This window comes from Flavobacterium succinicans LMG 10402 (genome assembly GCF_000611675.1).
Classification (GTDB): domain Bacteria; phylum Bacteroidota; class Bacteroidia; order Flavobacteriales; family Flavobacteriaceae; genus Flavobacterium; species Flavobacterium succinicans.
Genome location: NZ_JATV01000016.1, coordinates 47058 through 73914, shown reverse-complemented (window position 1 = coordinate 73914; position 26857 = coordinate 47058). Strand labels below are relative to the sequence as shown.

Here is a 26857-nt window from a genome sequence, read left to right as displayed (position 1 = left end):
TAGATTATATCTGCAATCAGGTTGGAGATGGAGCCAAAAAAATAAGATCAGAACCAGAATTAAAATTCAGTTCTGACTTATTTTCAGCATAATAAAAAAGTAAACGCCTATTTATAATGGGTAACAAGGTATTTTATGCTCATTCATTAAAACTTTCGGATAGCAATGATTAAACATCTTTAATTGCTGTTGTTGTTTTCTCAATAAAACAATCTTTTGCTTGCGATACTGTTTTTTTTAGTACTTTTAAAGCTTAATAATTTGTAAATTTTTCAATATGAATTCTTTTTCAAAAATAGCTAGCGCAGGCTGTCTTTTGTTGTTCAGTACGCTGCTAGTAGAGAACGTTAATGCCCAAAATACTACTGCTCCTATGAATAATCCTCTTTTACAACGCAGTACTTTACAGTACCAAACGCCACCTTTTGATAAAATTAAAGATGAACATTTTAAGCCAGCTTTTGACTATGGTTTAAAAGTACACGACGAAGAAATCGATAAAATCACGAATAATACGGCAAAACCGACATTCGAGAATACCGTTTTAGCGCTAGAGACTTGTGGAGTAGATTTAGGTAGGGCAGCCGGAGTTTTTTATAATCTTTCGGGTTCTAATACCAATCCAACCTTACAAGCGATTGAAGCAGAATATGCACCAATTTTTTCAGCGCATAACGACAAAATTTACTTGAATAGTAAATTGTATAACCGCATCAAAAGCATTCCATTGTCGAGTTTGAAGGGTGAAGATAAAAAACTAACTGAATACTACTTGCAACAATTCGAATTAGCAGGAGCTAATCTTTCGGAGGCCGATAAAGATAAAATGAAAAAAATCAACGAAGAGTTGGCTACGTTAAGCACCTTGTTTAATAATAAATTGTTAATTGCTCGTAAAAACGCTGCTGTGTTTTTTGACTTAGCTTCAGATTTGGCGGGTTTAACGCCTGATGAAATTGCAGCTGCCAAAGCCAATGCTACTGCGGCTGGACAAGATGGGAAATACATGATTGCGATTATCAATACCACACAGCAACCTGTTTTGATGAGTTTGACCAATCGTGCGTCTAGAGAGAAGGTTTTCAAGGCTTCTTGGTATCGCGCCGAAAAAGGAGATGAAGGCGATACTCGCGAAACCCTTGAAAAAATGGCCAAATTGCGTTTGCAAAAAGCAAAATTGATGGGTAAAAAGAGTTTTGCCGAGTGGAAATTGCAAGACCAAATGGCCCAAACTCCAGCGCCTGCAATGGATTTGTTAGCCAAAATCGCAAAACCAGCAGTAGCCAAAGCCAACGAAGAAGCCAAAGACATTCAAGCCTTAATCGATGCGCAAAATGGTGGTTTTAAATTAGAGCCTTGGGATTGGGATTTCTATTCTGAGCAAGTACGTAAAGCCAAATACGATTTGGACGAAAGTCAAATTAAACCGTATTTTGAAATCGGTTCAGTGCTAGAAAAAGGAGTCTTTTTTGCAGCAAAACAAATGTACGGGCTGACTTTTAAAGAAAGAAACGATTTGCCAGTGTACAATCCTGACGTAAAAGTGTATGAGGTGTTCAACGACAAAGGCACTTCAATCGCGATTTATTACTTGGATTTTTATGCTAGAGACAATAAAAACGGAGGCGCTTGGATGAGTAATTTCGTCAATCAATCGCATTATTTGAATCAAAAACCTGTAATTGCTAATGTGTACAATTTTGCAAAACCAGTTAGTGGTAATCCATCTTTAATCAGTTTTGATGATGTAACGACATTATTTCACGAGTTTGGACACACCTTACACGGATTGTTTGCTAACCAAAAATATGTAACACTTTCTGGAACAGCTGTACCAAGAGATTATGTAGAGTTTCCTTCGCAAATCAACGAACACGCTGCTTTAGACCCAACGGTTTTGAAAAATTACGCAGTACATTACCAAACCAAACAAGCTATTCCGCAAGAGTTGATAGACAAAATCAAAAAAGCAGACACCTTCAACAAAGGGTATGTGGTAACTGAATTGTTGGCTGCTGCAACGCTAGATATGGCTTGGCATAGTGTAGAAAAAGAATCGGATTTTAAACCTACTTTAGATTTTGAAAAAGAGGCTTTACAAAAATATGGTTTGTTAGTGAATGAAGTACCTACTCGTTATCATTCTCCTTACTTTGCTCACATTTGGGGAGGCGGTTACTCTGCAGGATATTACGCTTACACTTGGTCTAAAACTTTAGATTATAATGCTTACGATTGGTTTGAAGCCAATGGTGGAATGACTAGAAAGAATTGTGATCGTTTTGTGAAATACATTTTGTCTGTTGGGAACAGTGTAGATTTGAACAAAGCTTTCAAAGAATTCATCGGTCACGATATGAAGATTGAACCGTATTTGAAAAATGCAGGATTGACTAAATAGAAAATATAACTGTTGATAGAATTAGAATGAAAAATGGCATCTTTATAAGGTGTCATTTTTTTTATTACTTGCAGCATTCTTTTGTTTACGCTTTTTGAAATAGCTATATTGTCAAACAATATTTTTAATGCATTACTACGAATTGTCATATGAACGAAAGTAACAAAAGAAAAAGTCAGGCAAAAACATTGAGAGTATTTAGAAAAGTGCACCGAACCACGGGCGCTTTTTTATTTATTTTCTTTTTCATTATATCCGTCACGGGATTACTTTTAGGATGGAAAAAAAATAGCGGTGGCTTACTATTGGCCGATTCGCGCAAAGGAACCACTACCGATTTGAGGCAATGGCTCCCTGTGGATAGTTTACAACAAAAAGCCTGTTATTATTTGCAAAAAGAAGTTTCACCTAATGTTTCTTTAGTTTTGAATAGAATTGACATTCGTCCCGATAAAGGAATGGTGAAGTTTGTTTTTGAGGAAGATTATTGGGGCGTTCAATTGGATGGAGCTACGGGAGAACTTTTGCATCTAGAACGGCGAAATGCTGATTTTGTCGAAAACATTCACGATGGTTCCTACCTAGATGCGTATTTTGAAACCGGTAACGGCATCTTTAAATTGGTTTATACCACAGTAATGGGACTAGCTCTCTTGGTTTTTACCATAACTGGTTTTTGGCTTTGGTATGGGCCTAAGCGAATGCGTGTTGCCTAGTTTTAATTTGAAACTACTTTAGTTATTCAAATCAATTTTGTTTTGTAGATTTGTTAAGTTGTTGTTTTTTAAATGGTTATGTTTTGTTTGTGAAAGCGAATAACACATTCTAAGACCTTATTGATTAACTATAATTTTAACAAATAAAAATATGAAAAAAGGATTTGTAATTGTCGTTTTGTTCTTTTTGTCTCAAATTACTTTTGCGCAAAAAGAATGGTTTTTCACTTTTGCTGATTCGACCGCTTTGGTCAAACAAGCCAATCAGATTTCATCAACGTTCATCAAAGACATAGCCAAAATCAAACCAACATTGGTGCTAACCTTAAAAACCAGATTGAATACCACGCCTTATCTTATTTATTATGATGATGATGGCAAACAAAAAACAGCTAATTTGCCTTTATGGGAGCAAGTAATTCCCGAACAAAAAGCTTTTTTCTATGAAGTGGCTGGGGGAGAAGTAGAGGCAAAGGAGGTTTTTGGATTGTTTTTTAACGGATTTTATTTGCCACATGAGCTAGGACATGCCTTAGAACAAATGATTGAAGGGAATGTCTTCGGCTCTTATGAAAGTGAGTATTTCGCAAATGTTATTGCTATGCTTTGGTGGAAAAAACAAGGCAAACAGAAAGAACTGGAACAATGTTACAACTATGCCAAAAAAATGTGGGCAAAACTACCTAATCCAGTACCGGAAGGAATGACTATAGAAGCTTATTTTAAGGCTAATTATCAGCAAGCTTCTCAAAATCCGTATACTTATGGTTATATGCAATTCAAGCAATTTATTTTGGTTTATGAAGATAAAAACTTGCCCAATTTTGAAGTGTTTGTCAAGAATTACCTAGCCTCAAAAGGAAAATTATAATAGAGTTTCAAAGGAATTTTTAATCTAAAATTATAATGCTATGAGAACAGTAAATGCAGTAACTTGGTTCGAAATCTATGTTGACGATATGGATAGAGCTAGAAAATTTTATGAAACTGTTTTAGGAGAAGTGATGATACCAATGCCAATGCCTGAAGGGTTTTCCGGTCAAATGGTTGCTTTTCCTTGGGTAGAAGGTGCTACTAATTCGTCAGGAGCGCTTGTGCAAGATGAAACAAGGAATCCAAGTGCAGCAGGAACTTTAGTCTATTTTGCTTGCAGAGATTGTGCAGAAGAATTAAGCAGAGTGGAAGCAGCTGGAGGCAAAGTCGTTGCGCTAAAGTTTGCTATAGGCGAACATGGTTTTTGTGGATTAGCTTCTGATACCGAAGGTAATACAATCGGTTTTCACTCGATACATTAATATATTGCTCCAATAGAATACTTTTAAATGACTCCATTATTCAAAAAATTAAATTTTAAAAACCAAGAGGCTATTTTGGTTCTCAATGCCCCTGTATCTTTTGTCTCAGAAAAAGAGGCAATGGCAAACGAAACTGTTTTTTACGATAATGAAAATGAAATGACAACTATTGATTTTGTTATGGTTTTTGTCACGCAATTGCAAGAAATAGAAAAAGCAATTACATCACTTTTTCCAAAAATTAACGGTGATGCTATCGTTTGGTTTTGTTATCCAAAAGGAACTTCCAAAAAATATAAATGCGAATTCAATAGAGACAATGGCTGGGCGGTTTTAGGAAATTTTGGTTTTGAACCCGTTCGTATGGTTGCCGTTGATGAAGATTGGAGTGCTTTGCGATTTAGAAAACAACAATTTATTAAAGTGCTTAACCGAAAAACTGCAATGGCTATTTCTGATGCAGGCAGGGAAAGGACAGAAAAGAAGCAGGAATAAATAAAAAAAAACAGGTATATTCGTGATTCAATTTAGATTTTGTTTTTTTATAGGATGAAGAAAATTCCCGTTTATTTTATGCCGGGTCTAGCGGCGAGTTCTACTATTTTTGAGCGTATCGATCTGCCTAAAGATGTTTTTGAGATGATTTTGTTGGAATGGGAAATTCCATTGCCGGAAGAGACGTTGGTGCAATATGCAAAACGGATGGCCTCCAAAATTACACATCCCAATCCCGTACTTATAGGTGTCTCCTTTGGTGGGATTTTGGTACAAGAGATGGCTCTTTTTTTAAAGCCGCTAAGAGTAATTATTATCTCGAGTGTGAAAACGAATTTGGAATTTCCAAGACGTATGAAAGTGGCCAAAACTACAAAAGCCTATAAATTGATTCCTACGAGTTTGATTGTAAATGTAGAGAACTTAGCCAAATTTTCTTTTGGTGAAAAAATAAAAAGCCGACTCAAATTGTATGAAAAATTCCTGTCGGTTCGAGATATACACTATTTAGATTGGGCCATTGAGCAAGTGATTCTTTGGGATAGAACAGTGGTAGATCCAAGTGTGATTCATATTCATGGAGATCAAGACGATGTGTTTCCTATAAAATACATCACCAATTGTTTGATAGTCCCAGGCGGAAGTCATGCCATGATTTTGTTTCGATTCCGTTGGCTAAACCAACATTTACCCGAAATTATTCTGAAGGGCATAAAAAAAGGCGATTCACAAGTGTAACGTGAATCGCCTTTTTTAGGTATGATTTAAATGGGATTAGATTTTTTTCATCTGATCTTTCATCATCTTAATTTGGTCTTTTAACATGTTTTGCTTGTCTAATTTTTTAGCTTCATTTAATAAATTAGTAGCTTCTAGTTTTCTTCTTCTAGATAATGCGATTCCAGCCAAGTTAAGTTTGGCTACTGCCAAATCCATATCCATAGAAAGTCCCAATTCGATGGCTTTTTTGAAGAATTTCTCGGCTTGATTGATGTTGGTTTGTGAAACCATAATACCGTGAAGGTAATTAAAATACCCTTGTTGTTTTTGAATCAATGCAGTTTCAGGATTTTTAATGAAGGACAACCATTTTTGAGCGCCAACAAAATCTTGTTTTCTTAATTTTAAGAAGGCCAAAAGGATAAATTCGTTTTTGAAATAAAGAAAAACAGGAATGGCACTAATAAATAACAAGAAAATTCCGTTTCCAATATTTGACTCCGTAAATTGCCAAATGCCTGTCATGATGATTAATGCCGCTAAGATAAGTTTGATATTTCTGTGAAACATAATAGGTGTTTAATTTAGATTGCAAAGATAGCAAAAGGAATTAAAAATATTTTTATAAAACTACTTGCCAGAAAAAAAAGTCTTTGTATATTTGCACTCGGTTTTAGAATAAGGGATAAGCCAAAAGAGTTAGATATATAAATTACCATTTAAAGATACAAAGCAATGAGCAAAAGAACATTTCAACCATCGAAAAGAAAAAGAAGAAATAAACACGGATTTATGGACAGAATGGCGTCTGCGAATGGAAGAAAAGTTCTAGCGCGTAGAAGAGCTAAAGGAAGACACAAATTGACTGTTTCTAGCGAACCTAGACACAAAAAATAATGTTTGTTTAAACATCATATAAGGCGTTACTTTTATTTAGTATCGCCTTTTTTTATACCCTAACGCGACTTGCGTTGCTTAAATTCCTAGGAATAAATACAATAACTACACAATTTATACAAAATGCCAAAAGATACATCCATAAAATCCGTTTTAATTATAGGTTCAGGTCCCATTGTAATTGGACAAGCTTGTGAGTTTGATTATGCAGGGTCACAGTCTGCACGCTCTATTCGTGAAGAGGGAATTGAAGTGATTCTGATCAATTCCAATCCAGCTACAATTATGACGGATCCTTCTATGGCGGATCACGTTTATCTAAAACCTTTAACTACAAAATCTATAATCGAAATTCTTAAAGCGCATCCTCAAATTGATGCTGTTTTGCCAACAATGGGAGGACAAACGGCTTTGAATTTGTGTTTGGAAGCAGATGAAAAAGGAATCTGGAAGGATTTTGATGTAAAAATGATTGGTGTTGACGTAAATGCTATCAACATTACCGAAGATAGAGAGCAGTTCAAACAATTGCTTCAAAGAATTAATGTACCAACTGCACCTGCCAAAACCGCGACTTCTTTCCTTGAAGGTAAAGAAATTGCTCAAGAATTTGGTTTTCCATTAGTAATTCGTCCATCGTTTACTTTAGGAGGAACTGGAGCTGCTTTTGTTCATACTAAAGAAGAATTTGATGAAAAACTAACCTATGGTTTAGAAATGTCACCAATTCATGAAGTATTGATTGATAAAGCTTTACTAGGTTGGAAAGAATATGAATTAGAGCTTTTGAGAGATAAAAATGACAATGTCGTTATTATTTGTTCCATCGAAAACATGGATCCAATGGGAATTCACACGGGAGACTCGATTACAGTAGCTCCAGCGATGACTTTATCGGATACCACTTTCCAAAAAATGCGTGATATGGCCATCTTAATGATGCGTTCAATCGGAAATTTTGCTGGAGGTTGTAACGTACAGTTTGCGGTTTCTCCTGATGAAAAAGAAGATATCGTTGCTATCGAGATTAACCCTCGTGTATCGCGTTCTTCTGCTTTAGCATCAAAAGCTACAGGATATCCAATTGCTAAAATTGCATCAAAATTGGCTTTGGGTTACAACTTAGATGAATTACAAAATCAAATTACAAAATCTACATCGGCTTTATTTGAGCCAACTTTGGATTATGTAATTGTAAAAATACCACGTTGGAATTTTGATAAATTCGAAGGATCTGACAGAACGTTAGGACTTCAAATGAAATCTGTAGGTGAGGTGATGGGAATTGGACGTTCGTTTCAAGAAGCATTACACAAAGCCACACAGTCATTAGAAATCAAACGTAATGGATTAGGTGCTGACGGAAAAGGGTATACCAATTACGAGCAAATTATTGAAAAGCTAACGTTTGCTAGTTGGGATCGTGTTTTTGTAATTTATGATGCTATTGCAATGGGAATTCCATTGAGTCGTATTCACGAAATTACCAAAATCGATATGTGGTTCTTAAAACAATATGAAGAACTTTATAGCTTAGAAAAAGAGATTTCTAACTATAAAGTAGATACTTTATCGAGAGAATTGCTACTTGAAGCCAAGCAAAAAGGATTTGCCGACAGACAAATTGCGCACATGATGGGTTGTTTGGAGAGTCAAGTACATGAGTTGAGAGAAAAGATGAATATCAATCGTGTGTTCAAATTAGTTGATACTTGTGCGGCTGAGTTTAAAGCACAAACACCATATTATTATTCTACTTTTGAGGCCGAAATTCAAAAAGCCAATGGAGAGCGTTATGTTGACAACGAAAGTATAGTAACAGATAAAAAGAAAATTGTCGTTCTTGGATCTGGACCAAACCGAATTGGTCAAGGAATTGAATTTGATTACTCATGTGTACACGGTGTTTTAGCCGCAAAAGAGTGTGGTTACGAAACCATTATGATCAATTGTAATCCAGAAACGGTTTCTACAGATTTTGATACGGCTGATAAATTGTATTTCGAGCCTGTTTTCTGGGAACATATTTATGATATCATCAAACACGAAAAACCAGAAGGTGTTATCGTTCAGTTAGGTGGACAAACGGCCTTGAAATTAGCTGAAAAACTATCTAAATATGGTATAAAAATCATCGGAACAAGTTTTGAAGCCTTAGATTTAGCAGAAGATAGAGGACGTTTCTCTGATCTTTTGACGGAATTAGAAATTCCTTTCCCTCAATTTGGAATTGCAGAAACTGCTGATGAGGCTTCGGCTTTAGCGGACACTTTAGATTTTCCTTTGTTGATTCGTCCATCTTATGTATTGGGTGGTCAGGGAATGAAAATCGTAATCAACAAACAAGAATTAGAAGAACACGTAATCAACTTGTTGAAGTCCATTCCAGGAAATAAATTACTGTTAGACCATTACTTAGCAGGAGCTATTGAAGCGGAAGCTGATGCGATTTGCGATGGTGAAAACGTGTACATCATAGGAATTATGGAACACATTGAGCCTTGTGGGGTACACTCTGGAGACAGTAATGCTACTTTGCCTCCTTTTAATCTAGGAGAATTTGTAATGCAACAAATTAAAGATCATACTAAGAAAATTGCCTTGGCATTGAAAACGGTAGGATTAATCAATATTCAGTTTGCGATAAAAGATGATATGGTTTACATCATCGAAGCGAATCCTAGAGCTTCTAGAACGGTACCATTCATTGCAAAAGCTTACGGTGAACCTTACGTAAATTATGCTACCAAAGTAATGTTAGGTCATAGTAAAGTTACGGATTTTGATTTCAATCCACAGTTAAAAGGATATGCTATCAAACAACCCGTTTTCTCATTTAGTAAGTTCAAAAATGTAAACAAAGCTTTAGGGCCTGAAATGAAATCTACAGGAGAGAGCATTTTGTTTATTGATGACTTGAAAGATGACCAATTCTATGAATTGTATTCTAGAAGAAAAATGTACTTGAGTAAATAAACTTTGAAGTTACGATATAGAAAGCCCCAATTAGGGGCTTTTTTTATGCCGCATTTTAATGGTTTTTGTCAAAAAAAAAACACCCCAAAACAAAGGATTGCTTTGGGGTGTTGCTTTTTTTTAGCTGTTATTATTGTTGACTGCCTTCGTCTTTTTTGATTTTGTTGACAAATGTGGTCAATTTTTTTCCATACATGGATTGGGCTACTTTTGGTGTCATCGATTTTTGAATGGTGTCCAAAAATTTGATGTTGATGTCGTAGATTTCAGATAAAGCGATGTAGGGAGCTACTTCATGATCTTTGTGATTTACGGCAAAATTCGTTGCATAAAGGTATCTTCTTTTGATGTTAGATTCTTCTTTAGCAATAAGACTGTCTAATTTTTTTTGATTATTGAACTTGGTCGCTTTGAATTTTTGTTCAATAATCGTTAGATTTTCGTCTTTAAATTGAGAATTGATTTTTTTAAATTCTTCGTATAAATCATGATTTACAGATCCTGTTACTTTGGCTCCATACGAAAACTCGTCTAAATTGGTTTCAATAGTAATGTTTCCTGGTTCTGCAAAGAAGATTAGATTGTTGTCTAGCGAGTTTGAAACGCCTCTATTAAGCGATAAATAAAACATTTCGGGTGAAGTTAACGGAATGTCGGTTTCGAATTTTGAATCCCCGTTGATCGTAATCGAATCAACCGTAACTAATGTGGTATCCTTTAGGCGTTGTATGTATAGTTTTCCTTCTTTAAGACCTACAATATTACCCGTTAAATGTAAGTTATCTTTGCTTTCGTTTTTAGTACAAGCCATTAAGGTTGTTAGGGCTACAATGGCTACAATAGTTTTTTTCATTTTGATTTTTAATTTGTCGCAAAATAAAGAAAAATGTTGAAATGCCATACTATCTCGTCTTGTAAATAAAAAAAAATCCCAATCTATTACTAAATTGGGATGGTTTTGAAACTTGAATAAATTATCCTTTTAACCAAGCGTCTTTCAGATTGTTTTTTCCAGTTTCGCTGGCTTTAAAACTCTCTTGATCAACATAGGGAAGGGCAATTTTTCCTGAAATAATTTTTTCTTTGCCCTCTCTTTTTATAGTAAGCGTTATCGGATCATTTTCTTTCCATTCTTGACTTTTGGTGACTACCTCAAAAATATTATCCTTATTGAAGGGTTGGTTGTTAATGCTTAAAATAACATCATTTCCTTTTAATTCTAGTGTATTAAAAAAAGCATTCAGTTCTATGCCAGGTAAAACAAAAATGGCACCTGTTGAAGGATTAATGTTGATATAAGGACTTTGACCTTTCACAAACACATTTCCAGGCGTTTTGATTACGCTAGGAATAACACCTACTTTGGCTAAAAAGCTAGCGTAGGGAATTGGCGTTGGACCCGCTACATAGGTGGTAAGAAATGCTCCTACTTCTGGATAAGTTAAGCTAACAATTTTGCCAAACAATTCTTTGTCGTCAAAGGGTTTGGTAACGCCATATTCAGCAGAAAGTTTTTGCATAAGGTCTAAAATACCTCTTTCTCCATTTGATTTCTCGCGGATAATTATATCCAAACACATGCCTATCAATGCGCCTTTTTGGTATACATTTAAGTATTGTGATTTATAAGGTTCTTCCAATACGTTAGCACTCATAGTTGTAAAGGGCATGGTATCGTTCATTCCATTAGCTTGTGTGATTTTTTCCGCAATTCTTTTGTAGAATTCATCTTCGGTAATTAGTCCTTGATTGATTTGAAAGAGATTCGCAAAATATTCTGTAACGCCTTCATAAAGCCACAAATGCTCCGACATTTTAGGTGCGTTAAAATCGAAATATTGAATTTCTTTCGAGTGGATGGTCAGCGGTGTAACGATATGAAAAAATTCATGAGAGACAACATCTTTCATTTGTTCTTGTAGCATGGACAACGGCGCAGTTTCTGGCATTACTACAGTAGTAGAAGTAGGGTGTTCTAGTGCTCCAAAACCTTTAGCATCGTTCGGTTGCATGCTTGAAAGATATAAAATCACGGTATACTTTTTATTGGAGTTGATTTTACCTAAAAAGTTTTTTTGAGCAACCATCATTTTTTTCATTTCGGGTGTGATGCTCTCGGCTGTGATTTTTCCAGTTGGAGAGTAAACCGCAATGGTAATGTCCATACCGTCTACCGTAAAGCTGGTAAAGTCTGGCTTGGCATACATTACTGGATTTTCTACTAGTTCTGCATAACGAGAAGTGAAGTATTCATCCGAGTTGTTTTTTGGGTCTAAATCAATCATGGAGGTAGCACCCCAAAGTGTTTCGGGATGGGTGATGGTTACTCGATAAGGGGTTTCTTTTAGATCTTGAAAATACCCAACAAATCCATGCATATTTACCATGAAATTAGAACCGGCTTCAATGTTGGTGCCTGCTGGAGAAAAAATATCTCCTTGGCCGAATTCACTTCCCTTTTCAGTATCGAAAGAGTCATTAACTAAATAGGTGATTTTAGTTAATTTTTTGGCTTGGTCAATTGTCCAATTGTTTTCGTCAGTTTTTTTTGCAGTCAAAAGATTTCCTTTGGAATCAAAGGCTTGTAGGTTGTCAATAAAACGCCCGTAATTGTCATTGGAGTAGGTTCCTGGTATGATTTTAGGAATACTGAAGGTTACTTGATCGGTTGTTATTTTTGGCGCAAAAATACTTACCTGTACTTTGTCATCTTTAACATTAACAAGGTCGATGGCTACTTTTACTTCTGTGTTTTTTTTGTTAAGTGTGGCACTGCCTGTTTTACAACCTAATAAAAGCGAAGCGATCGCAAGAGTTGCTATAATTTTTTTCATAGTATTATTTTGGGTGATAAGTCGATTTAGAATCCTTTTTGTTACACTAAAAAGGTTGTTTTGTTGGAGGTAAAAAAAATACTCCTGAGCCATCAGGAGTATATATGTCATTTTAGTCTAATTTGTTTTTGAAGTAATATTTTCCATCCAAATCTTCGTCAAAATCGTCTATTTTTTGAGGTTTTGGTTTTGGTTTACTTGCCATTGCTTTCTTTTTCCACATCTCAAATTTTTCAGCCGGCATCTTTTTCTTCATAATTTCTAAGGCTTCTTTTTCTGACAGGCCAAATTCTTTTTTAATGATTTCGAAAGGATTTCTTTCTTCTAAGGCTAATGTAACAAGCTTTTCTGTTTGTTCCCAGTTCAGTTCTTTGCGGTTACTCTTTTTCATTACATGAAAATTAATTCAAATTGGTGTTAAGTGATTTATAAATAGCGCTCTCAATGCTTTACCAATATTAATAAAAAATTTTAGTACTTCAATTGAAATGCTTGTTTTTTTTTGTGGGCTAATTTGCGTCAGGTGATCGGTGCTCTTGAAATGGTATGTATAATAATTTTTTTAATACATTATGCTCTTTTGGATCTTGATGGGTGTCAACGCCATACACTATTTCTTCTCTTGGAAGTGTTTTAAAAGTGCCAAACAATCGGTCCCAAACAGAAAAAATATTACCATAATTACTATCGGTGTAGGGTAATTTGTAATGATGGTGTACTTTGTGCATGTCGGGCGAAACGATGAAGTAGCTCAATACCAAATCTACTTTTTTGGGCAATGCAATATTAGCATGATTGAACTGCGTGGCGATAACGGATAAGGTTTGGTACAAAAACACCATCCACATTGGACTACCAACTATGAAAACGCCTAACAATGTAAAAGCAAATCGAATGACACTTTCTCCTGGGTGATGTCGGTTGGCTGTTGTGGTGTCAATCCAAGTGTCCGTATGATGAATAAGGTGAAAACGCCAAAGTATTTTAACCCGATGTTCGATGAGGTGAACTAAATAAGCTCCAATTAAATCCAAAAGCAACAATCCGATCATTGCGTACAGCCATAGTGGCATTTCGGGAAGCATTTGAAGGATTCCAAAATCATTTGCAACGGTCCAATCTGCGGTTACTAGTAATAAGTATGCCAAACAAAAATTGATAACGATGGTGGTGAGAGTAAAAAAGATATTAATTCCTGCATGTTGCCATTTTTTATAATCAAAACGGAACAATGGAAACGCATTTTCGATGATCCAGAAAAAGGTAATTCCTCCAACTAAAATTAGGCTTCTATGCGAAGAAGGAATATGGGTAAAATAAGAAACAATTTCATTCATGATCAATTGGGTAAAGTTTTTTGGTTTTATGGAATAATTCTGAAAGTTAGGTTAATTCTGGGGCCAACTGGTTTGGTGGTTTTCGGAATTTGATGTTTCCAAAAGTGCTGAGTAGTTCCTTTCATTACTAAAAGACTACCGTGTGCTAAAGGTATATGTATTTTTTGATTGGCAATGCTATTGTGTTTCAATTGAAACATTCGCTCTGCTCCAAAACTCACTGAGGCTATGATGGGATTGATTCCTAATTCTTTTTCATTATCCGCATGCCAACCATTGCTGTCTTTTCCATCGCGATACTGATTGAGCAGCACGGTCGAGAAATTGGCCTCAACTATCGTTTCAATTTTGTGTTTAATTTGGAGCAACGTTGTAGTCCACGGATGTGGATGCATAGTAATATTCGAGTAGGAATAGGACTTTCCTTCGTGACCAAAAAGCGCTGTTAATCGGGGTTGTGGATACACTTTACCGTAGACTTTGATGTTGTCCTGTTGCCAAGGAATTTCCTTTTGTAAAATATCAAAAAGAACAGTTGCTTCTTCCGTCGAGAAGAAATTACGATAATAAATTATGGAGGCGTCTGGAACTTCAAAAACAAGAGGTTCGGGATCAAAAAGAGATTTCATACAACAAAAATAAAGAGAAAAAGAACTGCATTTGTTTCTTTTTCTCTCTTTGAATTTATTCTAATTAAGCCGCAGCATGATCTTGTAAAAGATTTTTATAGATAAATCCAGCTACAATTGCTCCTAAAATTGGGGCCACCCAAAACAGCCAAACTTGGCTTAAAGGTTCGCCACCCACAAAAATTGCTTGCGACAATGAACGAGCAGGATTTACAGAAGTATTGGTGATCGGAATACTGATCAAGTGTATCAAAGTAAGGGCAAGACCAATAGCGATTCCTGCAAATTTCCCGTTGGCAAATTTGTCTGTGGCGCCAAGGATTACCAGTAAAAAGAATAAGGTCAATACAAATTCTGCAATAAAAGCGGCTTGCATCGAGTAGCCATCTGGTGAAAAGGCATCAAAGCCGTTGGAGGCAAAAGCACCAGCTTTGGTGGCATCAATAACAAAACCAACTTTACCAGCGGCAATAGTATACAATGTTCCAGCTGCAGCTATGGCACCTACACATTGTGCGATGATGTATGGAACTAAATCTTTAGCATCAAAGCGTCCTCCAGCCCAAAGACCAAAAGAAACGGCAGGATTAAAGTGTCCACCAGAAATATGACCCACAGCGTAGGCCATTGTTAATACGGTTAAACCAAAGGCTAGCGCAACGCCAGCAAAACCAATACCAAGATTTGGAATTCCTGCTGCAAATAACGCGCTGCCACAGCCTCCAAATACTAACCAAAATGTTCCAAAGAATTCTGCAAAAAGTTTTTTCATAAGTGCTTGATTTAAAATAGTTAATAGATGTAATAGTTTACAATGTATATTGAAAGGACCAAAATACTAATAGCAATTGCAGTGGTAATCTTAAATATAAGACCCACAGCGGTAATCCCATCCGAACTTTAGGCTGGGTGATCATGTAAATATGTGTTGGAAAAAATGCAAATAACAATATAATGATACTCCAGGCAGCAATGGATCTGGTGGGTGTCAATAGTAATCCTAGACCAAAAAGGATTTCAAGTACCCCGCTGAGTAGGTTCAGTAATTGAGGATTTGGAAAATAAGGAGGAATGATTTTTTCATACATTCTTGGCGATCTAAAATGATTGACTCCTGCCAAAACATACAGTAAAGCCATTACATACAAATGCCAAGGTGCGTTCATAACAAGTTGTTTGTTACGAATTTATGAAAAAATTAACGATACATAGTGATTTTGTAAAAAAAACTTTGATCTAATTGTGAGAATTTAAGTTGTCGCCCGATTCTGCTGTTTTTACTATAATCATTAAATCATGAGCTTGAGCAGCAATTATTGTTTTTTAGCCGAAGAAGTATTCATGATAATGATGGCAATAATGATCAATGCAATTCCAGTCCATTGCAAAAGAGTTACGTTTTCATTCAAAAGCATATAGGCCAAGGTTACTGAAACGGGTAGCTCGATTGCCGAAACAATACTTCCTAAACCAATACCAGTTAATGGAAATCCGGCATTCATTAACAACGGTGGAATGATCGTTCCAAACAACGCTATAATAATACCCCATTTTGTAAAAATACTCCATTGGTATGGTCCAGTTTGTGTGAAATATCCAAAAGTAAAAACAATGATGGCACCACCCAAAAGCATGTAGAGGCTTCGTTGCGCCGAAGATATGTGATTGGCAATATGATTGGCAGTAAACATTGTAGCTGTAAAAGATGACGCCGCCAGCAGTCCCAATACTATGCCTCTCCAATCCAGTGTGGTTGTGGTTTCAATAACGTTTGTAGCCAATACGGTACCTATTAATACTACTATTACGGCTCCTATTTTTTTGGCTGAAGGTAACTTTTTATCAAGGCCCATTTCTACTACAACACCCATCCAAACGGTCTGCATTAATAGCACAATAGCGATAGAAACGGGGATGTATTTTACGGCCAAATAGTAAAACAAACTCGTCATACCCAGTGAAGTTCCTGCTAAAACTAAGTGTAAAATGTTTTTGGCAGAAGCTTTTACCGTAGTGTTTTTGTTTTTATTTTTTTGAATAAAGTTAATGATAAGCATTCCAAGTATTCCCAAAACAAACTGAGCAGAGGTAACTTCGGGTGTAGAGTATCCTTCATCATAGGCTAGTTTTACAAAAGTGGCTAACATACCATAGCTCGAAGCGCCCAAACCTACTAAGAAAACTCCCTTTAATACTTGATTTTTTATCATTGTTTTAATTTTTAAAAAGCGGGCAAAGGTAAGCTATTTCTTTTTACTTAAGTGTTATAGTTGTGTTAGAATTTTATTTGCTATTGGTTTGAAAAACAGTGCTTTTTTGGGGGTTTAAGATACTGAACCATTTATTAATGCAAGTAAAACGACTACTTGATTTCATCATAGTTTAGGTGTTCTAACCGCTGTAATCGTTGGGTGTTTTCATCTCAAGAAATTGTAATCAATAGTTGTGAACCCAATTGAATTTATTTTTAATGATTTCGGTTTTGAATTGTTCCAAATAGGTCAAATATGCTTGAGCCACAGGCGAAAAATTTTTGTTTTTTTGCCAAATCAAATTCCAAGTCGATTCGATAGGCAGTCCTTCAATGGGTATGATGTGAAGACTACCATTGGAGATTTCATTTTTAATGCCAATACTAGGCATGATAGCACAGCCTAATCCAGCAATAACGGCTTGTTTAACCGCTTCGTTACTGGTGAGTTCCATTTTTTTTCTCATTTTTAGACGGTTCGAAAGCATAAATTGTTCCAAAGCCTGACGGGTTCCTGAACCGTTTTCTCTTTGAATAAGAGGAATGTTTTCAAGTATTTTTTTGTCGTAACTTTTCTCAGGAAATGCCGTGATGGAATTAGAAACTAAAAATAATCGGTTGGGCATTAACTCAATTCGATTGATTTGTAATGTTTCGGGTAGTATAGAAACCAATGAAAAATCAACTTCATTTTTTTCTAGACTTTTAATAACTTTTGATTTATTGGTCACATCCAAGACCAGTTCAACATCGGGATGGAGGTGCAAGAAGTCAGCCAGGAAATTTGGCATAATATACTTTCCAGTAGAAACAATAGAGATTTTGAGCCTCCCACTTAATTTGCCCTGAAAAGCTTGCGATTTGTAATTGATGGCATGTATTTCATTGGCAATTTTTTCTGCAGCCATGGCAATTTCTTTTCCAAACTCAGTCACATACAATTTTCTTCCAATGATTTCTGTTAGCGGAATATCGAATTGTGCTTGAAAATTTTTCAATTGTATAGAAACAGCTGGTTGTGTTAAATGAAGTTCTTCGGCAGCTTTCGTGATGCTAAGGCATTGTGCAATTTTGAGAAAAACTTGCAGTTGATGTAAAGTATAGTTCATAAATTATTTTAATGATAAGTATAACAAATATAAATAAAAATTAATGAGTTGTTTTATTCAATTTTGCATCACAAAAAAATAGTAGCCATGCTTAAAGAAGACAATAATCAATTTAAACTTATTGATGGAGAATTTACACCTGCTGAAGCAGCCAAAATTCTTTTTTCATTGATTAATTATAAAATAAAGCATCATTCATTAGAGAGTTTTAGTAATGAGATTCGCTTTGAAAAAGATACCTCCAATGCTAAGAAGCGTATAGTTGAGTTACAGGAAGCTCATGCCTCTATTCAGCAAGTATTGGAGCAAGCTGAAGAAAAAGGATTAAAATTGAATGTCACTAGCCAAATCACAATAAAATTTGTTGATACCAAATAATTTTGAAGGACGAAAAATTGTCCTTGCGACAATGCATCACAAAGAAAAGGTCATTGGGCCAATTTTAGCACAAGAGTTAGGTCTCACTTGTTTTGTACCTGACCATTTTGATACTGATGTCTTTGGTACTTTTTCTGGAGAAATTTCCCGAGAAAATAATGCTTTGACTACCGTAAGAGCCAAGTGTCTTGCAGCCATGGTCGCTACCCATTCCGACATAGGTATTGCGTCGGAGGGATCGTTTGGCCCGCATCCTAATGCCGGATTTGTAGTCGCTAATGATGAAATAGTATTGTTGATAGATCAAAAAAATGATCTAGAAATTACAGGACGCAGTTTGAGTCTAAATACCAATTTTTTTTCTAAAGAAATTAGTCAGGAAAAGGAGTTGTGGGATTTTGCCGCTAAGGCCAATTTTCCTTCGCATGGTTTGCTGCTGCGGTCTAAAGAAATCAAAAATTTTGAAGTACGAAAAGGGATTGTTTGTGATAAAGAATTAATAGAGCAATTTCGATATTTTCAATCAAAATATGAGTCGTTTTTTGTTGAGACGGATATGAGAGCCATGTATAATCCAACTCGAATGGAGGTCATTGCACAAGCTACTCGCCAGCTAGTCAAAAATATAAAGTCCTGTTGTCCACAATGTCAAATTCCTGGTTTCACAGTAGTTGAGGTTCGTTTGGGATTACCTTGCTCTTGGTGTAAAAGTCCTACGGAATCAGTTAAAAGCCATATTTATTCCTGTTCCAAATGCCAGTATGCTACTGAGGTATGGTATCCTCATCAAAAGAAAACCGAAGATCCAACTTATTGTAATTATTGTAATCCATAACATTCATGACTATAACTTCTGATATTCAAAAAGCGGCAAACTTGTTAACCAAAGGTGCTGTTGTTGCTATCCCTACCGAAACAGTGTATGGTTTAGCTGGAAATATTTTCAATGAAAAAGCCATTCGAACCATTTTCGATCTAAAAAAGCGTCCGTTATACAACCCCTTGATTGTGCATTTGAAATCGTATTCTGATTTGGAACAAGTAGCCGTCGCTATTCCTGACAAGGCTAGGGCGCTGGCCGAAGCTTTTTGGCCGGGTCCACTTACTTTGGTACTCAAAAAGCAACCAAACATTTCAGATTTGATTACGGCGGGCAAAGATACCGTTGCCGTTAGGGTACCCAATCATCCAGTAGCTTTAGCACTCTTGAACAGTTTAGATTTTCCGTTGGCGGCACCAAGTGCTAATCCCTTTGGTTCTATCAGCCCAACAACGGCGTCTCATGTGTCGAATTATTTTGATCCTGCTGATCTTTTTGTTTTGGATGGAGGTGATTGTGCAAGAGGAATTGAGTCGACCATTGTGGGATTTGAAGGCGATGAACCTATTTTGTATCGTGCTGGAGCTACAAATATCTCAGCCATTGAAGCTGTTGTTGGTCCTTTGAAAGTATTTACAAAAGACGATATTGCGCCAGTGGCTCCAGGGATGCTGTCCAAGCATTATGCGCCATCAACCCCAACTTTTTTTACTACAAACATTTCAGAGTCACTTGAAAACTATAGCAACAAGCGAATCGGGTTATTGTCTTTTTGTCAAACGTATAATCATCCGGCGATTGTGTTTCAAAATCAATTGTCTAGGGATCAGAATTTAGAAGAGGCAGCCTCGCGTTTGTATGCCTTGTTACATGAGCTAGATGCTCAAGATATCGAAGTGCTATTAGTAGAAAAAGTACCTCATGAAGGCATTGGGATAGCCATAAATGATAAATTACAAAGAGCTTCAGTTCAATAATACTAATATTTAAATAAAAATAAACACTAATGAATTTTGATCTTTTAATTGAAAATGTTACCAATCCAGCTTTACTGTTTTTCTTACTCGGTATTATAGCAGTTTATTTGAAAAGTGATTTAGAAATTCCCAACAATACCTCGAAGTTTATCTCGCTTTATCTTTTGTTTTCCATTGGTTTTAAGGGAGGACAAGAGTTGGCGCATAGTGATTTTTCAATTCACGTTGTTTGGGAAATCTTATTTGGTATCAGTATTTCAATTGTAATTCCGCTGTATGCTTTTTTTATTTTAAAGCGAAAATTCAACATCGAAAATTCGGGAGCTATTGCTGCCGCCTATGGTTCGGTTAGTGCGGTGACCTTTGTAACTGCGATTTCATTTCTTGAGATGCAGAATTTAGATTTTAAGGGTCACATGGTAGCAGTTATGGCTTTGATGGAGGCTCCAGCGATAATTGTTGGAGTGGTTTTAATCCGAATGTATTCTAAAAGCAATAGTACTTCTTCTAAGCTTTCTGAGGTAATCAAACATTCTTTTACAAACGGAAGTGTACTGTTAATTATTGGAAGTTTGATGATTGGTTTGTTGGCAAGTGACAAAGCAGCATTGGATATCAAACCCTTTACTACTGATATTTTTAAAGGATTTTTGGCCATTTTCCTTTTAGACATGGGTATTGTTAGCGGAAAAAAATTAGGTGATTTCTTTAAGAGCGGTTGGTTTAGTTTGATTTTTGCTATCATAATCCCTTTAATCAATGGAAGTATCGTGGCTTATGTAAGTCAATTTGTAACTGATGATGTTGGGAATCGTTTCATTTTTGCAATTTTAGCCTCAAGTGCCTCATACATCGCTGTGCCTGCGGCTATGAAAATTGCAGTGCCGAAAGCAAATCCCGGGTTATTTTTACCGATGGCCTTAGCGGTTACCTTCCCGTTTAACATTACATTCGGAATGCCTATTTATTTGTCGATAGTATTAGCGGGTTGATCTTTGCTTTTTTCTTTATGAGTCAAATCGCTCAAGTGTAAACGAAGCGCACCTACTGAAATATTGATTTCCCAAAATGATAGCCCTAGTGAGATTAATAAAGACAATAAACTAAATCCAAAAAAATAAATACCTGATAATTGTTGGTCAACGTATAATAATAGCATGGCAAAAACAGATAAAAACAAACTCATTACGCCAGCCATTTGCATGTATCTGATGAGCGATAAACGCAGGTTTAAATTTTTAAGTTCCAATAAAATCATGCTGTTTTCTTTTTCTTTGTACGCTTTTTTCAAACCACGAATGATGGTAGCCAGTGTTAAAAAACGATTGGTGTAAGCAAGTAAAATAAGAGAGGTAGCCGAAAATAAAAGAGCTGGAGTTTCTATTTGAAGTGTCATGGTATTTTTTTTTGCAAAGTTCGGATAACTTTGGCGGTAACGCAAAAAAAATCTTCGTTTCAATTATTGCAACGAAGATTTTTTTAGTTTACAAGTTTATGTTACATGGTTAAGTTAAAAACTATTCCATTTTCGTGAGTATACGTTAATTTATTATCACAATCACCATTCCCGTAATCAAGGGTTCCGTTTAATAATGGTCCTTTTACATTTAATTTCCCTTTGGAAACATAATTGCAATCGTATTTTTTTACCAAAGGAGCTGCAACCGAAAGAGTTAATTTAGCACCATTTTCTTTGCTCACCATATGGTCTCCACTAATCATTTCGTATGTATTGTCGGCTAGTATTAATGGAGTACTTGCGCCTTCTGTTTGTCTGATGGTATGGCTGCCAGAATTAAAATATACGGATCCATCTACGCTAGTTAGTTTACCATTCGTAATGGTTCGGCTCCATTGTGGGACAGCAGTTGTGGTGGTTTCGTTGGTATATAAAATGACACCTTCTACCTTCATCCCGTTTACATAATAATTCTCTCGTTCAATTTTCATGGTCGACTTTGGTGTGCTTACTAATCCAGATAAAGTGATTTTTAATTTTCCTTTTCGGGTAATTCCGTTGGTAGTACAGCCAGTTCCAAAATCAATTGTAATTATTTTTGGAAAAGAATTGGGGGTTACATTATCGATAGTAACGACAGCGCAGGCACCTAGTAAGGATTTTACATTGGTAGCGCTTGTAGTTTTGGATAAAGCATTTTCAAAAGTAACTTGAGTTCCTGTTTGGAAATCTAATTCGTTAATCCCATCAATAGTGGCTGAGGCTACAATTGAATTAGTATCGGTAAAGTTGACAACTTCGTCTTTGGTACAAGAATTAAAAGTGAACGAAAAAACGAGTAACGAGCAAAAAGCTAATGAGAAATTTTTCATAAAAGTTGTGTTTTGATTTGGTGTGCTAAAAGTAATAAAACAAATGATTTGCCAAAAAAAAAGCCTGTAAAATTTAATTTACAGGCTTTTTTAAAGTGTTAATGAAATTATTTTATCATCTCAAAACTTCTTTTTACAAAAGCAGTTAGTGCTTCTCCTTTTAAAAGGTTTTGAGAAAGTTTAGCTAAATCTAAGGCTTGTTTGACCAAGTTTTCTTGTACAGCTTTGTCCTGATTGTTCAAAATACTGGTTGCTAATGCTGAGTTAGTGTTCACTACCAAGTTGTACATTTCTGGGAAATTACCCATTCCGAACATTCCACCGCCGCCAGTTTGACTCATTTCTTTCATACGACGCATGAATTCTGGTTGCGTGATGATAAATGGCGCTGCACTGCTATCCAAAGCTTCTAACTGAACGGTATAGGTTTGTTTAGGAACAATAGTTTCAACTACGGTTTTTAAACTTTCTTGTTCTTCAGTAGATAATTTAGAAATGGCTGTTTCTTCTTTTTTGATTAAATTATCAATGTGGTCAGAGTCAACACGAACAAAAGTTAGTCCGCTGTTGTCTGATTCTAATTTTTGAATCAAGTGAGGTATGATTGGAGAATCTAGCAACAATACTTGGTAGCCTTTGTCTTTAGCAATTTCGATATAAGAGTGTTGTGCTTCTTTGTTTCCAGCATACAATACCACCAATTTACCATCTTTATCCGTTTGGTTTTCTTTGATGGCTTCTTTTAGTTCGTCAAGCGTGAAATATTTATCATCTACTGTTGGATACAATACGAAGGCACCCGCTTTTTCGTAGAATTTGTCTTCAGAAAGCATTCCGTATTCCAAAACAATTTTGATATCGTTCCATTTGGCTTCAAAATCGGCTCTGTTTTCGTTGAATAATGATTTCAACTTATCTGCAACTTTACGAGTGATGTAGTTTGAAATTTTCTTCACAGCACCATCGGCTTGTAATCCAGAACGAGAAACGTTCAACGGAATATCTGGTGAATCCACCACTCCGCGAAGCATCATTAAGAATTCTGGAACAATACCTTCTACGTTATCGGTTACGTAAACTTGGTTTTGGAACAACTGAATTTTATCTTTTTGAATTTGTAAATCGCCTCCTAATTTTGGGAAGTATAAAATTCCAGTTAAGTTGAAAGGGTAATCAACATTTAAGTGAATGTGAAACAATGGCTCTTCAAATTGCATTGGATACAATTCACGATAAAAGCTTTTGTAGTCTTCATCTTTTAAATCCACAGGTTGTTTGGTCCAAGCTGGATTTGGGTTGTTGATGATGTTGTCTACTTCAATAGTTTCTGCTGTATAATCTTCTGGAGCATCTTCTGGTTTAGGAAGCGTTTCAGTTTTGGTTCCAAATTTAATTGGAATCGGCATGAACTTGTTGTATTTGTTCAGCAACTCTCTGATTTTACTTTCTTCCAAAAATTCTAAAGAATCTTCGGCAACGTGCAACACGATTTCGGTACCGCGATCGGTTTTGTCACAAGGTTCCAATGAAAATTCTGGGCTACCGTCACAAGTCCAGTGAGCGGCTGGCTCGTCTTTGTATGATTTGGTAAAAATTTCAACTTTTTCAGCCACCATAAAAGCGGAGTAAAATCCTAATCCGAAGTGTCCAATAATTCCAGAATCTTTAGCAGAATCTTTGTATTTGTCCAAGAATTCTTCGGCACCCGAAAAAGCAACTTGATTGATGTATTTTTCTACTTCATCAGCCGTCATTCCTAAGCCTTGGTCGATAATGTAAATTTTTTTCGCATCTTTGTCGACTTTAATTTCGATAATTGGATTTCCGTATTCTACTTTTGCTTCACCAATACTTGTTAAGTGTTTTAATTTTAAAGTAGCATCAGTTCCATTTGAAATCAGCTCACGTAAGAAAATTTCGTGATCGCTGTATAAAAACTTTTTGATTAGAGGAAAGATGTTTTCAACCGAAACATTAATTTTGCCTGTTGTCATAATTATAATAATATTTTAAGATTAATTCACGTCCAAGAGCTCTTCAAATAAAGTACCATTTGCCATATAAATGACAAAATGGCGGAAAAGTATGAGGGCTTTTTTTTAGTAATCGTGTTATTCTTAATTTTTTGTGTCGTATATTTAGTAATCTATTAATTTTAAACTAGTTGAGTATGAAGAAAGTTGTTTTATTGGGGGTATTGTTAATTTTGCTTGTGGCTTGTAAGTCAAGTGCGCCCGCGGCAGCACCTGCAGCTCCAGTGGCATCCACTAAGTTGGATAAAAAAGCACAAGTAGTGATCAAAGGCAATTGGCAAATTACGAACGTGGCATATCCGGGTTCTGAATTTTTCAAAGTAAATTCTTTTAATATCGCAGATTCTAAATGTTTTATCGGTAGCACTTGGAGCTTTATTTCAAACAACAACAAAGGAAATATGGCACTTAACGCACCGGGTTGTCCAGCATTTGCTTCCCCTATTGTTTGGAGCATTAACAAAGAAGGTCTGTTTGTTTTGAAAATTGTCGAAGCAGGGGTGAAGTCCAAAACCGTTCAAACGGGCTATCTGTTGCGCGTAGCGAATCAAACAGAAACGTCCTTTGAATTGATTGATAGAATTGATGTTGCAGGGCAACAAAAAGACATTGTTTATTATTTTACAAAAACCAATTAATATTTTACTATGAAAAAAATTAGCACATTTACCTTAGTTATCGTTTTTCTTTTGAGCAACGTATTTACTTCGTGTACAGCAGTAAAAAACGCCAATAACACCCAAAAAGGAACAGGAATAGGAGTGGCTGCCGGCGCTTTAATTGGAGGTATTTTGGGAAATAACCTCGGAAAAGGAGGAAATGCTGCGCTAGGTGCAGCCATTGGAGCCGCCGTTGGTGGTGGGGCAGGAGCCTTAATTGGAAACAAAATGGACAAACAAGCTCGCGAAATTACCGAAGCCATTCCAGGTGCTGATGTACAGCGTGTTGGTGAAGGAATTCATTTGACCTTGAACGAAAATGCCGTACGTTTTGATACCAATAAATCAAGTTTAACGCCTCAAGCACAAGCCAATTTAGATAAGTTGATTCCTGTGTTTAAAGAATATGGCGATACTAACATCGAAATTTTTGGCTACACCGACAGTTCCGGGAAACCAGAATACAATTTGACCCTTTCTCAAAAAAGAGCCGAAGCAGTAAAAACGTATTTAATAGCCAAAGGATTGGGGGCCAATCGTTTCAAAACCTCAGGATTTGGAATTGCAGATCCTATTGCTACCAACGACACACCCGAAGGTAAAGCGCAAAACCGTAGAGTAGAATTTGCTATAACGGCCAACAACAAAATGATACAAGACGCCAAAAGCGGAAAATAACCTTTAGTGGAAAGACGCTAGTGAATGGCAACAAAAAAAACTTTTCTCCCAAAAATTTGGGCGTTACCACAAGGGCCGGGCTTTTCGTTACAATCTTTTTTAAGGCCGAAAAAGCCTTAAAAAAGGATTTTCACTGCAAACGAAGTTCACTGAACTCCTATGAAAATAGTATGAGTGAAGTAATCCCTAACGCAAAAAAAAGTCAACAAAAGACATTAGCGTATAAAAACCTAAAAGCTGTTACCAACGTAACAGCTTTTTTTGATATAAAATACAGTTTTCAACGACTTATTTTTTACAAAGCCACTATCTTTGTTTTTTTAAATTCATACCCAATATAATGCTTGAAGTTCAAAATATTTCTTTCGCTTATACCGACAAAGCGATCATTCAAAATGTAGATTTTACCGTAGAAAAAGGACAAAACATCGCACTAATAGGCGAAAGCGGCTGTGGTAAAAGTACGTTGCTGAAACTTATTTATGGGATTTATGATTTACATGAAGGAAAAATTTTCTTTAATCAAACCCGTGTTTTAGGTCCCAAATACAACTTGGTGCCCGGAATGCCGTTTATGAAATATTTGGCCCAAGATTTTGATTTGATGCCCTTTGAAACCGTAGCCGAAAATGTTGGTAAATTTTTGTCTAATGGTTTTATGCCTTTAAAAAAATTACGCATTCAAGAATTACTCGAAATGGTCGAAATGACCGACTATGCCAAAGTACGCGCCAAAGATTTAAGTGGTGGACAGCAACAAAGAGTAGCCTTGGCCAAAGTATTAGCGGTTGAACCACAGGTTTTGTTACTAGATGAACCCTTTAGTCATATTGATAACTTTAGGAAAAATGCCCTACGCAGAAATTTGTTTGCCTACTTAAAGAAAAAAGGCATTACGTGTATTATTGCCACGCATGATAGTACCGACGCTCTTTCTTTTTCTGACGAAACCATAGTCTTGCAACAAGGACGCATTGTAGAAAAAGCACCTTCTGTTGAAGTGTACCAATTTCCAATTAATAAATATGTAGCTTCTTTATTTGGAGAAGTTAACGAATTACGATTATCACAACTGATGCCCATTGACGAGAATGATGAAATGGTGTTGTTGTATCCACATCAATTAAAAGTATCTCCAGTGGGAACCATGCGAGCAGTAGTGAAACAATCTTATTTTAAAGGCAGTCGGTTTTTAATCAAAGCCGCTTTCGATCGAAAGGCTATTTTCTTTGAGCACGAAACGGCCTTAGAGGTCAATCAAGAAGTGTTTTTGAAAATATTATAATCGTTTCAAGTGAACATAAAAAAAGAGACAACTTTT

General features: G+C 36.0%; 28 protein-coding genes. 15 read left to right on the top strand and 13 right to left on the bottom strand.

Going from position 1 to position 26857, the window contains the following annotated elements:
* Positions 1-277 precede the first annotated feature (277 nt).
* The 6 genes from AO58_RS0114505 (at position 278) to AO58_RS0114480 (ending at position 5645) form a co-directional block, all read left to right on the top strand.
* Positions 278-2401: a M3 family metallopeptidase gene (locus tag AO58_RS0114505; protein WP_024982392.1), complete on the top strand. Its 2124-nt coding sequence runs from the start codon at positions 278-280 to the stop codon at positions 2399-2401.
* A 149-nt stretch (positions 2402-2550) separates the two neighbouring features.
* Positions 2551-3117: a PepSY domain-containing protein gene (locus AO58_RS0114500; protein WP_024982391.1), complete on the top strand. Its 567-nt coding sequence runs from the start codon at positions 2551-2553 to the stop codon at positions 3115-3117.
* 151 nt (positions 3118-3268) lie between these two features.
* A complete protein-coding gene (locus tag AO58_RS0114495; protein ID WP_024982390.1) occupies positions 3269-3988 on the top strand; it encodes a hypothetical protein in 720 nt (239 codons plus the stop codon).
* Positions 3989-4028: 40 nt separating this feature from the next.
* Positions 4029-4412 carry a VOC family protein gene (locus AO58_RS0114490; protein ID WP_024982389.1) on the top strand — a complete coding sequence of 128 codons (384 nt, stop codon included), beginning with the start codon at positions 4029-4031 and terminating at the stop codon, positions 4410-4412.
* 27 nt (positions 4413-4439) lie between these two features.
* A complete protein-coding gene (locus AO58_RS0114485; RefSeq protein WP_024982388.1) occupies positions 4440-4907 on the top strand; it encodes a hypothetical protein in 468 nt (155 codons plus the stop codon).
* A gap of 54 nt (positions 4908-4961) precedes the next feature.
* Positions 4962-5645: an alpha/beta fold hydrolase gene (locus AO58_RS0114480; RefSeq protein ID WP_024982387.1), complete on the top strand. Its 684-nt coding sequence runs from the start codon at positions 4962-4964 to the stop codon at positions 5643-5645.
* Between the two features lie 36 nt (positions 5646-5681).
* On the opposite strand, the gene AO58_RS0114475 is transcribed toward AO58_RS0114480, so the two are convergent.
* Positions 5682-6197 (bottom strand): hypothetical protein, encoded by a 516-nt coding sequence (locus AO58_RS0114475; protein ID WP_024982386.1) that lies wholly within the window; start codon positions 6195-6197, stop codon positions 5682-5684.
* A 165-nt stretch (positions 6198-6362) separates the two neighbouring features.
* Here AO58_RS0114475 and rpmH point away from each other — a divergent pair, with 165 nt between their 5' ends.
* Positions 6363-6524: a 50S ribosomal protein L34 gene (gene rpmH, locus AO58_RS0114470; RefSeq protein ID WP_008464848.1), complete on the top strand. Its 162-nt coding sequence runs from the start codon at positions 6363-6365 to the stop codon at positions 6522-6524.
* A gap of 123 nt (positions 6525-6647) precedes the next feature.
* Positions 6648-9500, top strand: a complete 2853-nt coding sequence (carB, locus tag AO58_RS0114465; RefSeq protein WP_024982385.1) for a carbamoyl-phosphate synthase large subunit — start codon at positions 6648-6650, stop codon at positions 9498-9500.
* Between the two features lie 130 nt (positions 9501-9630).
* On the opposite strand, the gene AO58_RS0114460 is transcribed toward carB, so the two are convergent.
* The 9 genes from AO58_RS0114460 to AO58_RS0114420 form a co-directional block, all read right to left on the bottom strand.
* Entirely contained in the window at positions 9631-10353 is a 723-nt protein-coding gene (locus AO58_RS0114460; RefSeq protein WP_024982384.1) for a DUF4369 domain-containing protein, read from the bottom strand.
* A gap of 121 nt (positions 10354-10474) precedes the next feature.
* On the bottom strand, positions 10475-12334 hold the full coding sequence (locus AO58_RS0114455) for a M61 family metallopeptidase (RefSeq protein ID WP_024982383.1): 1860 nt from the start codon (positions 12332-12334) through the stop codon (positions 10475-10477).
* A 112-nt stretch (positions 12335-12446) separates the two neighbouring features.
* The gene (locus tag AO58_RS0114450; RefSeq protein ID WP_024982382.1) at positions 12447-12725 is read right to left on the bottom strand and encodes a DUF2805 domain-containing protein; all 279 of its coding nucleotides are present in this window, start codon (positions 12723-12725) and stop codon (positions 12447-12449) included.
* Between the two features lie 118 nt (positions 12726-12843).
* Complete coding sequence (locus AO58_RS0114445) at positions 12844-13671, bottom strand: sterol desaturase family protein (protein ID WP_024982381.1); 828 nt, start codon at positions 13669-13671, stop codon at positions 12844-12846.
* 26 nt (positions 13672-13697) lie between these two features.
* The gene (locus tag AO58_RS0114440) at positions 13698-14300 is read right to left on the bottom strand and encodes an alpha-ketoglutarate-dependent dioxygenase AlkB family protein (protein WP_024982380.1); all 603 of its coding nucleotides are present in this window, start codon (positions 14298-14300) and stop codon (positions 13698-13700) included.
* 64 nt (positions 14301-14364) lie between these two features.
* The gene (gene aqpZ / locus AO58_RS0114435; RefSeq protein ID WP_024982379.1) at positions 14365-15072 is read right to left on the bottom strand and encodes an aquaporin Z; all 708 of its coding nucleotides are present in this window, start codon (positions 15070-15072) and stop codon (positions 14365-14367) included.
* 37 nt (positions 15073-15109) lie between these two features.
* Positions 15110-15466, bottom strand: a complete 357-nt coding sequence (locus AO58_RS0114430; RefSeq protein WP_024982378.1) for a DoxX family protein — start codon at positions 15464-15466, stop codon at positions 15110-15112.
* A gap of 147 nt (positions 15467-15613) precedes the next feature.
* On the bottom strand, positions 15614-16510 hold the full coding sequence (locus AO58_RS0114425; protein WP_024982377.1) for an EamA family transporter: 897 nt from the start codon (positions 16508-16510) through the stop codon (positions 15614-15616).
* A 226-nt stretch (positions 16511-16736) separates the two neighbouring features.
* Positions 16737-17660: a LysR family transcriptional regulator gene (locus AO58_RS0114420; protein WP_024982376.1), complete on the bottom strand. Its 924-nt coding sequence runs from the start codon at positions 17658-17660 to the stop codon at positions 16737-16739.
* A gap of 87 nt (positions 17661-17747) precedes the next feature.
* Here AO58_RS0114420 and AO58_RS0114415 point away from each other — a divergent pair, with 87 nt between their 5' ends.
* From AO58_RS0114415 to AO58_RS0114400, 4 genes are read left to right on the top strand one after another with little or no spacing between them, the layout of a single operon-like run.
* Complete coding sequence (locus AO58_RS0114415) at positions 17748-18038, top strand: hypothetical protein (RefSeq protein ID WP_024982375.1); 291 nt, start codon at positions 17748-17750, stop codon at positions 18036-18038.
* Between the two features lie 31 nt (positions 18039-18069).
* Entirely contained in the window at positions 18070-18873 is an 804-nt protein-coding gene (locus tag AO58_RS0114410) for a DUF6671 family protein (protein WP_035717873.1), read from the top strand.
* Positions 18874-18878: 5 nt separating this feature from the next.
* Entirely contained in the window at positions 18879-19835 is a 957-nt protein-coding gene (locus AO58_RS0114405; protein WP_024982373.1) for an L-threonylcarbamoyladenylate synthase, read from the top strand.
* A 29-nt stretch (positions 19836-19864) separates the two neighbouring features.
* Positions 19865-20827, top strand: coding sequence for a sodium-dependent bicarbonate transport family permease (locus AO58_RS0114400; RefSeq protein WP_024982372.1), 963 nt, complete (start codon positions 19865-19867; stop codon positions 20825-20827).
* On the opposite strand, the gene AO58_RS0114395 is transcribed toward AO58_RS0114400, so the two are convergent.
* The 3 genes from AO58_RS0114395 to htpG all read right to left on the bottom strand — a co-directional run bounded on the left by AO58_RS0114395 (position 20800) and on the right by htpG (position 24160).
* Entirely contained in the window at positions 20800-21231 is a 432-nt protein-coding gene (locus AO58_RS0114395) for a DUF2721 domain-containing protein (protein WP_024982371.1), read from the bottom strand. The genes AO58_RS0114400 and AO58_RS0114395 overlap by 28 nt on opposite strands.
* Positions 21232-21332: 101 nt before the next feature.
* Positions 21333-22166, bottom strand: coding sequence for a hypothetical protein (locus tag AO58_RS0114390; protein ID WP_024982370.1), 834 nt, complete (start codon positions 22164-22166; stop codon positions 21333-21335).
* Between the two features lie 107 nt (positions 22167-22273).
* A complete protein-coding gene (gene htpG, locus AO58_RS0114385; protein ID WP_024982369.1) occupies positions 22274-24160 on the bottom strand; it encodes a molecular chaperone HtpG in 1887 nt (628 codons plus the stop codon).
* A 176-nt stretch (positions 24161-24336) separates the two neighbouring features.
* Between htpG and AO58_RS0114380 the strand changes: the two genes are divergently transcribed.
* From AO58_RS0114380 to AO58_RS0114365, 3 genes are all read left to right on the top strand, one after another.
* Entirely contained in the window at positions 24337-24837 is a 501-nt protein-coding gene (locus tag AO58_RS0114380) for a lipocalin family protein (protein WP_024982368.1), read from the top strand.
* 9 nt (positions 24838-24846) lie between these two features.
* A complete protein-coding gene (locus tag AO58_RS0114375; RefSeq protein WP_024982367.1) occupies positions 24847-25536 on the top strand; it encodes a YiaD family glycine zipper/OmpA-like lipoprotein in 690 nt (229 codons plus the stop codon).
* A 340-nt stretch (positions 25537-25876) separates the two neighbouring features.
* Positions 25877-26821: an ABC transporter ATP-binding protein gene (locus AO58_RS0114365; protein ID WP_024982365.1), complete on the top strand. Its 945-nt coding sequence runs from the start codon at positions 25877-25879 to the stop codon at positions 26819-26821.
* The last annotated feature ends 36 nt before the right edge of the window (positions 26822-26857 follow it).

Bases quoted from the DNA above. Each gene is read 5' to 3' on its own strand.
- AO58_RS0114505 (WP_024982392.1), top strand. From the start codon at position 278: ATGAATTCTTTTTCAAAAATAGCTAGCGCAGGCTGTCTTTTGTTGTTC.
- AO58_RS0114500 (WP_024982391.1), top strand. From the start codon at position 2,551: ATGAACGAAAGTAACAAAAGAAAAAGTCAGGCAAAAACATTGAGAGTA.
- AO58_RS0114495 (WP_024982390.1), top strand. From the start codon at position 3,269: ATGAAAAAAGGATTTGTAATTGTCGTTTTGTTCTTTTTGTCTCAAATT.
- AO58_RS0114490 (WP_024982389.1), top strand. From the start codon at position 4,029: ATGAGAACAGTAAATGCAGTAACTTGGTTCGAAATCTATGTTGACGAT.
- AO58_RS0114485 (WP_024982388.1), top strand. From the start codon at position 4,440: ATGACTCCATTATTCAAAAAATTAAATTTTAAAAACCAAGAGGCTATT.
- AO58_RS0114480 (WP_024982387.1), top strand. From the start codon at position 4,962: ATGAAGAAAATTCCCGTTTATTTTATGCCGGGTCTAGCGGCGAGTTCT.
- AO58_RS0114475 (WP_024982386.1), bottom strand. From the start codon at position 6,197: ATGTTTCACAGAAATATCAAACTTATCTTAGCGGCATTAATCATCATG.
- rpmH (WP_008464848.1), top strand. From the start codon at position 6,363: ATGAGCAAAAGAACATTTCAACCATCGAAAAGAAAAAGAAGAAATAAA.
- carB (WP_024982385.1), top strand. From the start codon at position 6,648: ATGCCAAAAGATACATCCATAAAATCCGTTTTAATTATAGGTTCAGGT.
- AO58_RS0114460 (WP_024982384.1), bottom strand. From the start codon at position 10,353: ATGAAAAAAACTATTGTAGCCATTGTAGCCCTAACAACCTTAATGGCT.
- AO58_RS0114455 (WP_024982383.1), bottom strand. From the start codon at position 12,334: ATGAAAAAAATTATAGCAACTCTTGCGATCGCTTCGCTTTTATTAGGT.
- AO58_RS0114450 (WP_024982382.1), bottom strand. From the start codon at position 12,725: ATGAAAAAGAGTAACCGCAAAGAACTGAACTGGGAACAAACAGAAAAG.
- AO58_RS0114445 (WP_024982381.1), bottom strand. From the start codon at position 13,671: ATGAATGAAATTGTTTCTTATTTTACCCATATTCCTTCTTCGCATAGA.
- AO58_RS0114440 (WP_024982380.1), bottom strand. From the start codon at position 14,300: ATGAAATCTCTTTTTGATCCCGAACCTCTTGTTTTTGAAGTTCCAGAC.
- aqpZ (WP_024982379.1), bottom strand. From the start codon at position 15,072: ATGAAAAAACTTTTTGCAGAATTCTTTGGAACATTTTGGTTAGTATTT.
- AO58_RS0114430 (WP_024982378.1), bottom strand. From the start codon at position 15,466: ATGAACGCACCTTGGCATTTGTATGTAATGGCTTTACTGTATGTTTTG.
- AO58_RS0114425 (WP_024982377.1), bottom strand. From the start codon at position 16,510: ATGATAAAAAATCAAGTATTAAAGGGAGTTTTCTTAGTAGGTTTGGGC.
- AO58_RS0114420 (WP_024982376.1), bottom strand. From the start codon at position 17,660: ATGAACTATACTTTACATCAACTGCAAGTTTTTCTCAAAATTGCACAA.
- AO58_RS0114415 (WP_024982375.1), top strand. From the start codon at position 17,748: ATGCTTAAAGAAGACAATAATCAATTTAAACTTATTGATGGAGAATTT.
- AO58_RS0114410 (WP_035717873.1), top strand. From the start codon at position 18,070: ATGCATCACAAAGAAAAGGTCATTGGGCCAATTTTAGCACAAGAGTTA.
- AO58_RS0114405 (WP_024982373.1), top strand. From the start codon at position 18,879: ATGACTATAACTTCTGATATTCAAAAAGCGGCAAACTTGTTAACCAAA.
- AO58_RS0114400 (WP_024982372.1), top strand. From the start codon at position 19,865: ATGAATTTTGATCTTTTAATTGAAAATGTTACCAATCCAGCTTTACTG.
- AO58_RS0114395 (WP_024982371.1), bottom strand. From the start codon at position 21,231: ATGACACTTCAAATAGAAACTCCAGCTCTTTTATTTTCGGCTACCTCT.
- AO58_RS0114390 (WP_024982370.1), bottom strand. From the start codon at position 22,166: ATGAAAAATTTCTCATTAGCTTTTTGCTCGTTACTCGTTTTTTCGTTC.
- htpG (WP_024982369.1), bottom strand. From the start codon at position 24,160: ATGACAACAGGCAAAATTAATGTTTCGGTTGAAAACATCTTTCCTCTA.
- AO58_RS0114380 (WP_024982368.1), top strand. From the start codon at position 24,337: ATGAAGAAAGTTGTTTTATTGGGGGTATTGTTAATTTTGCTTGTGGCT.
- AO58_RS0114375 (WP_024982367.1), top strand. From the start codon at position 24,847: ATGAAAAAAATTAGCACATTTACCTTAGTTATCGTTTTTCTTTTGAGC.
- AO58_RS0114365 (WP_024982365.1), top strand. From the start codon at position 25,877: ATGCTTGAAGTTCAAAATATTTCTTTCGCTTATACCGACAAAGCGATC.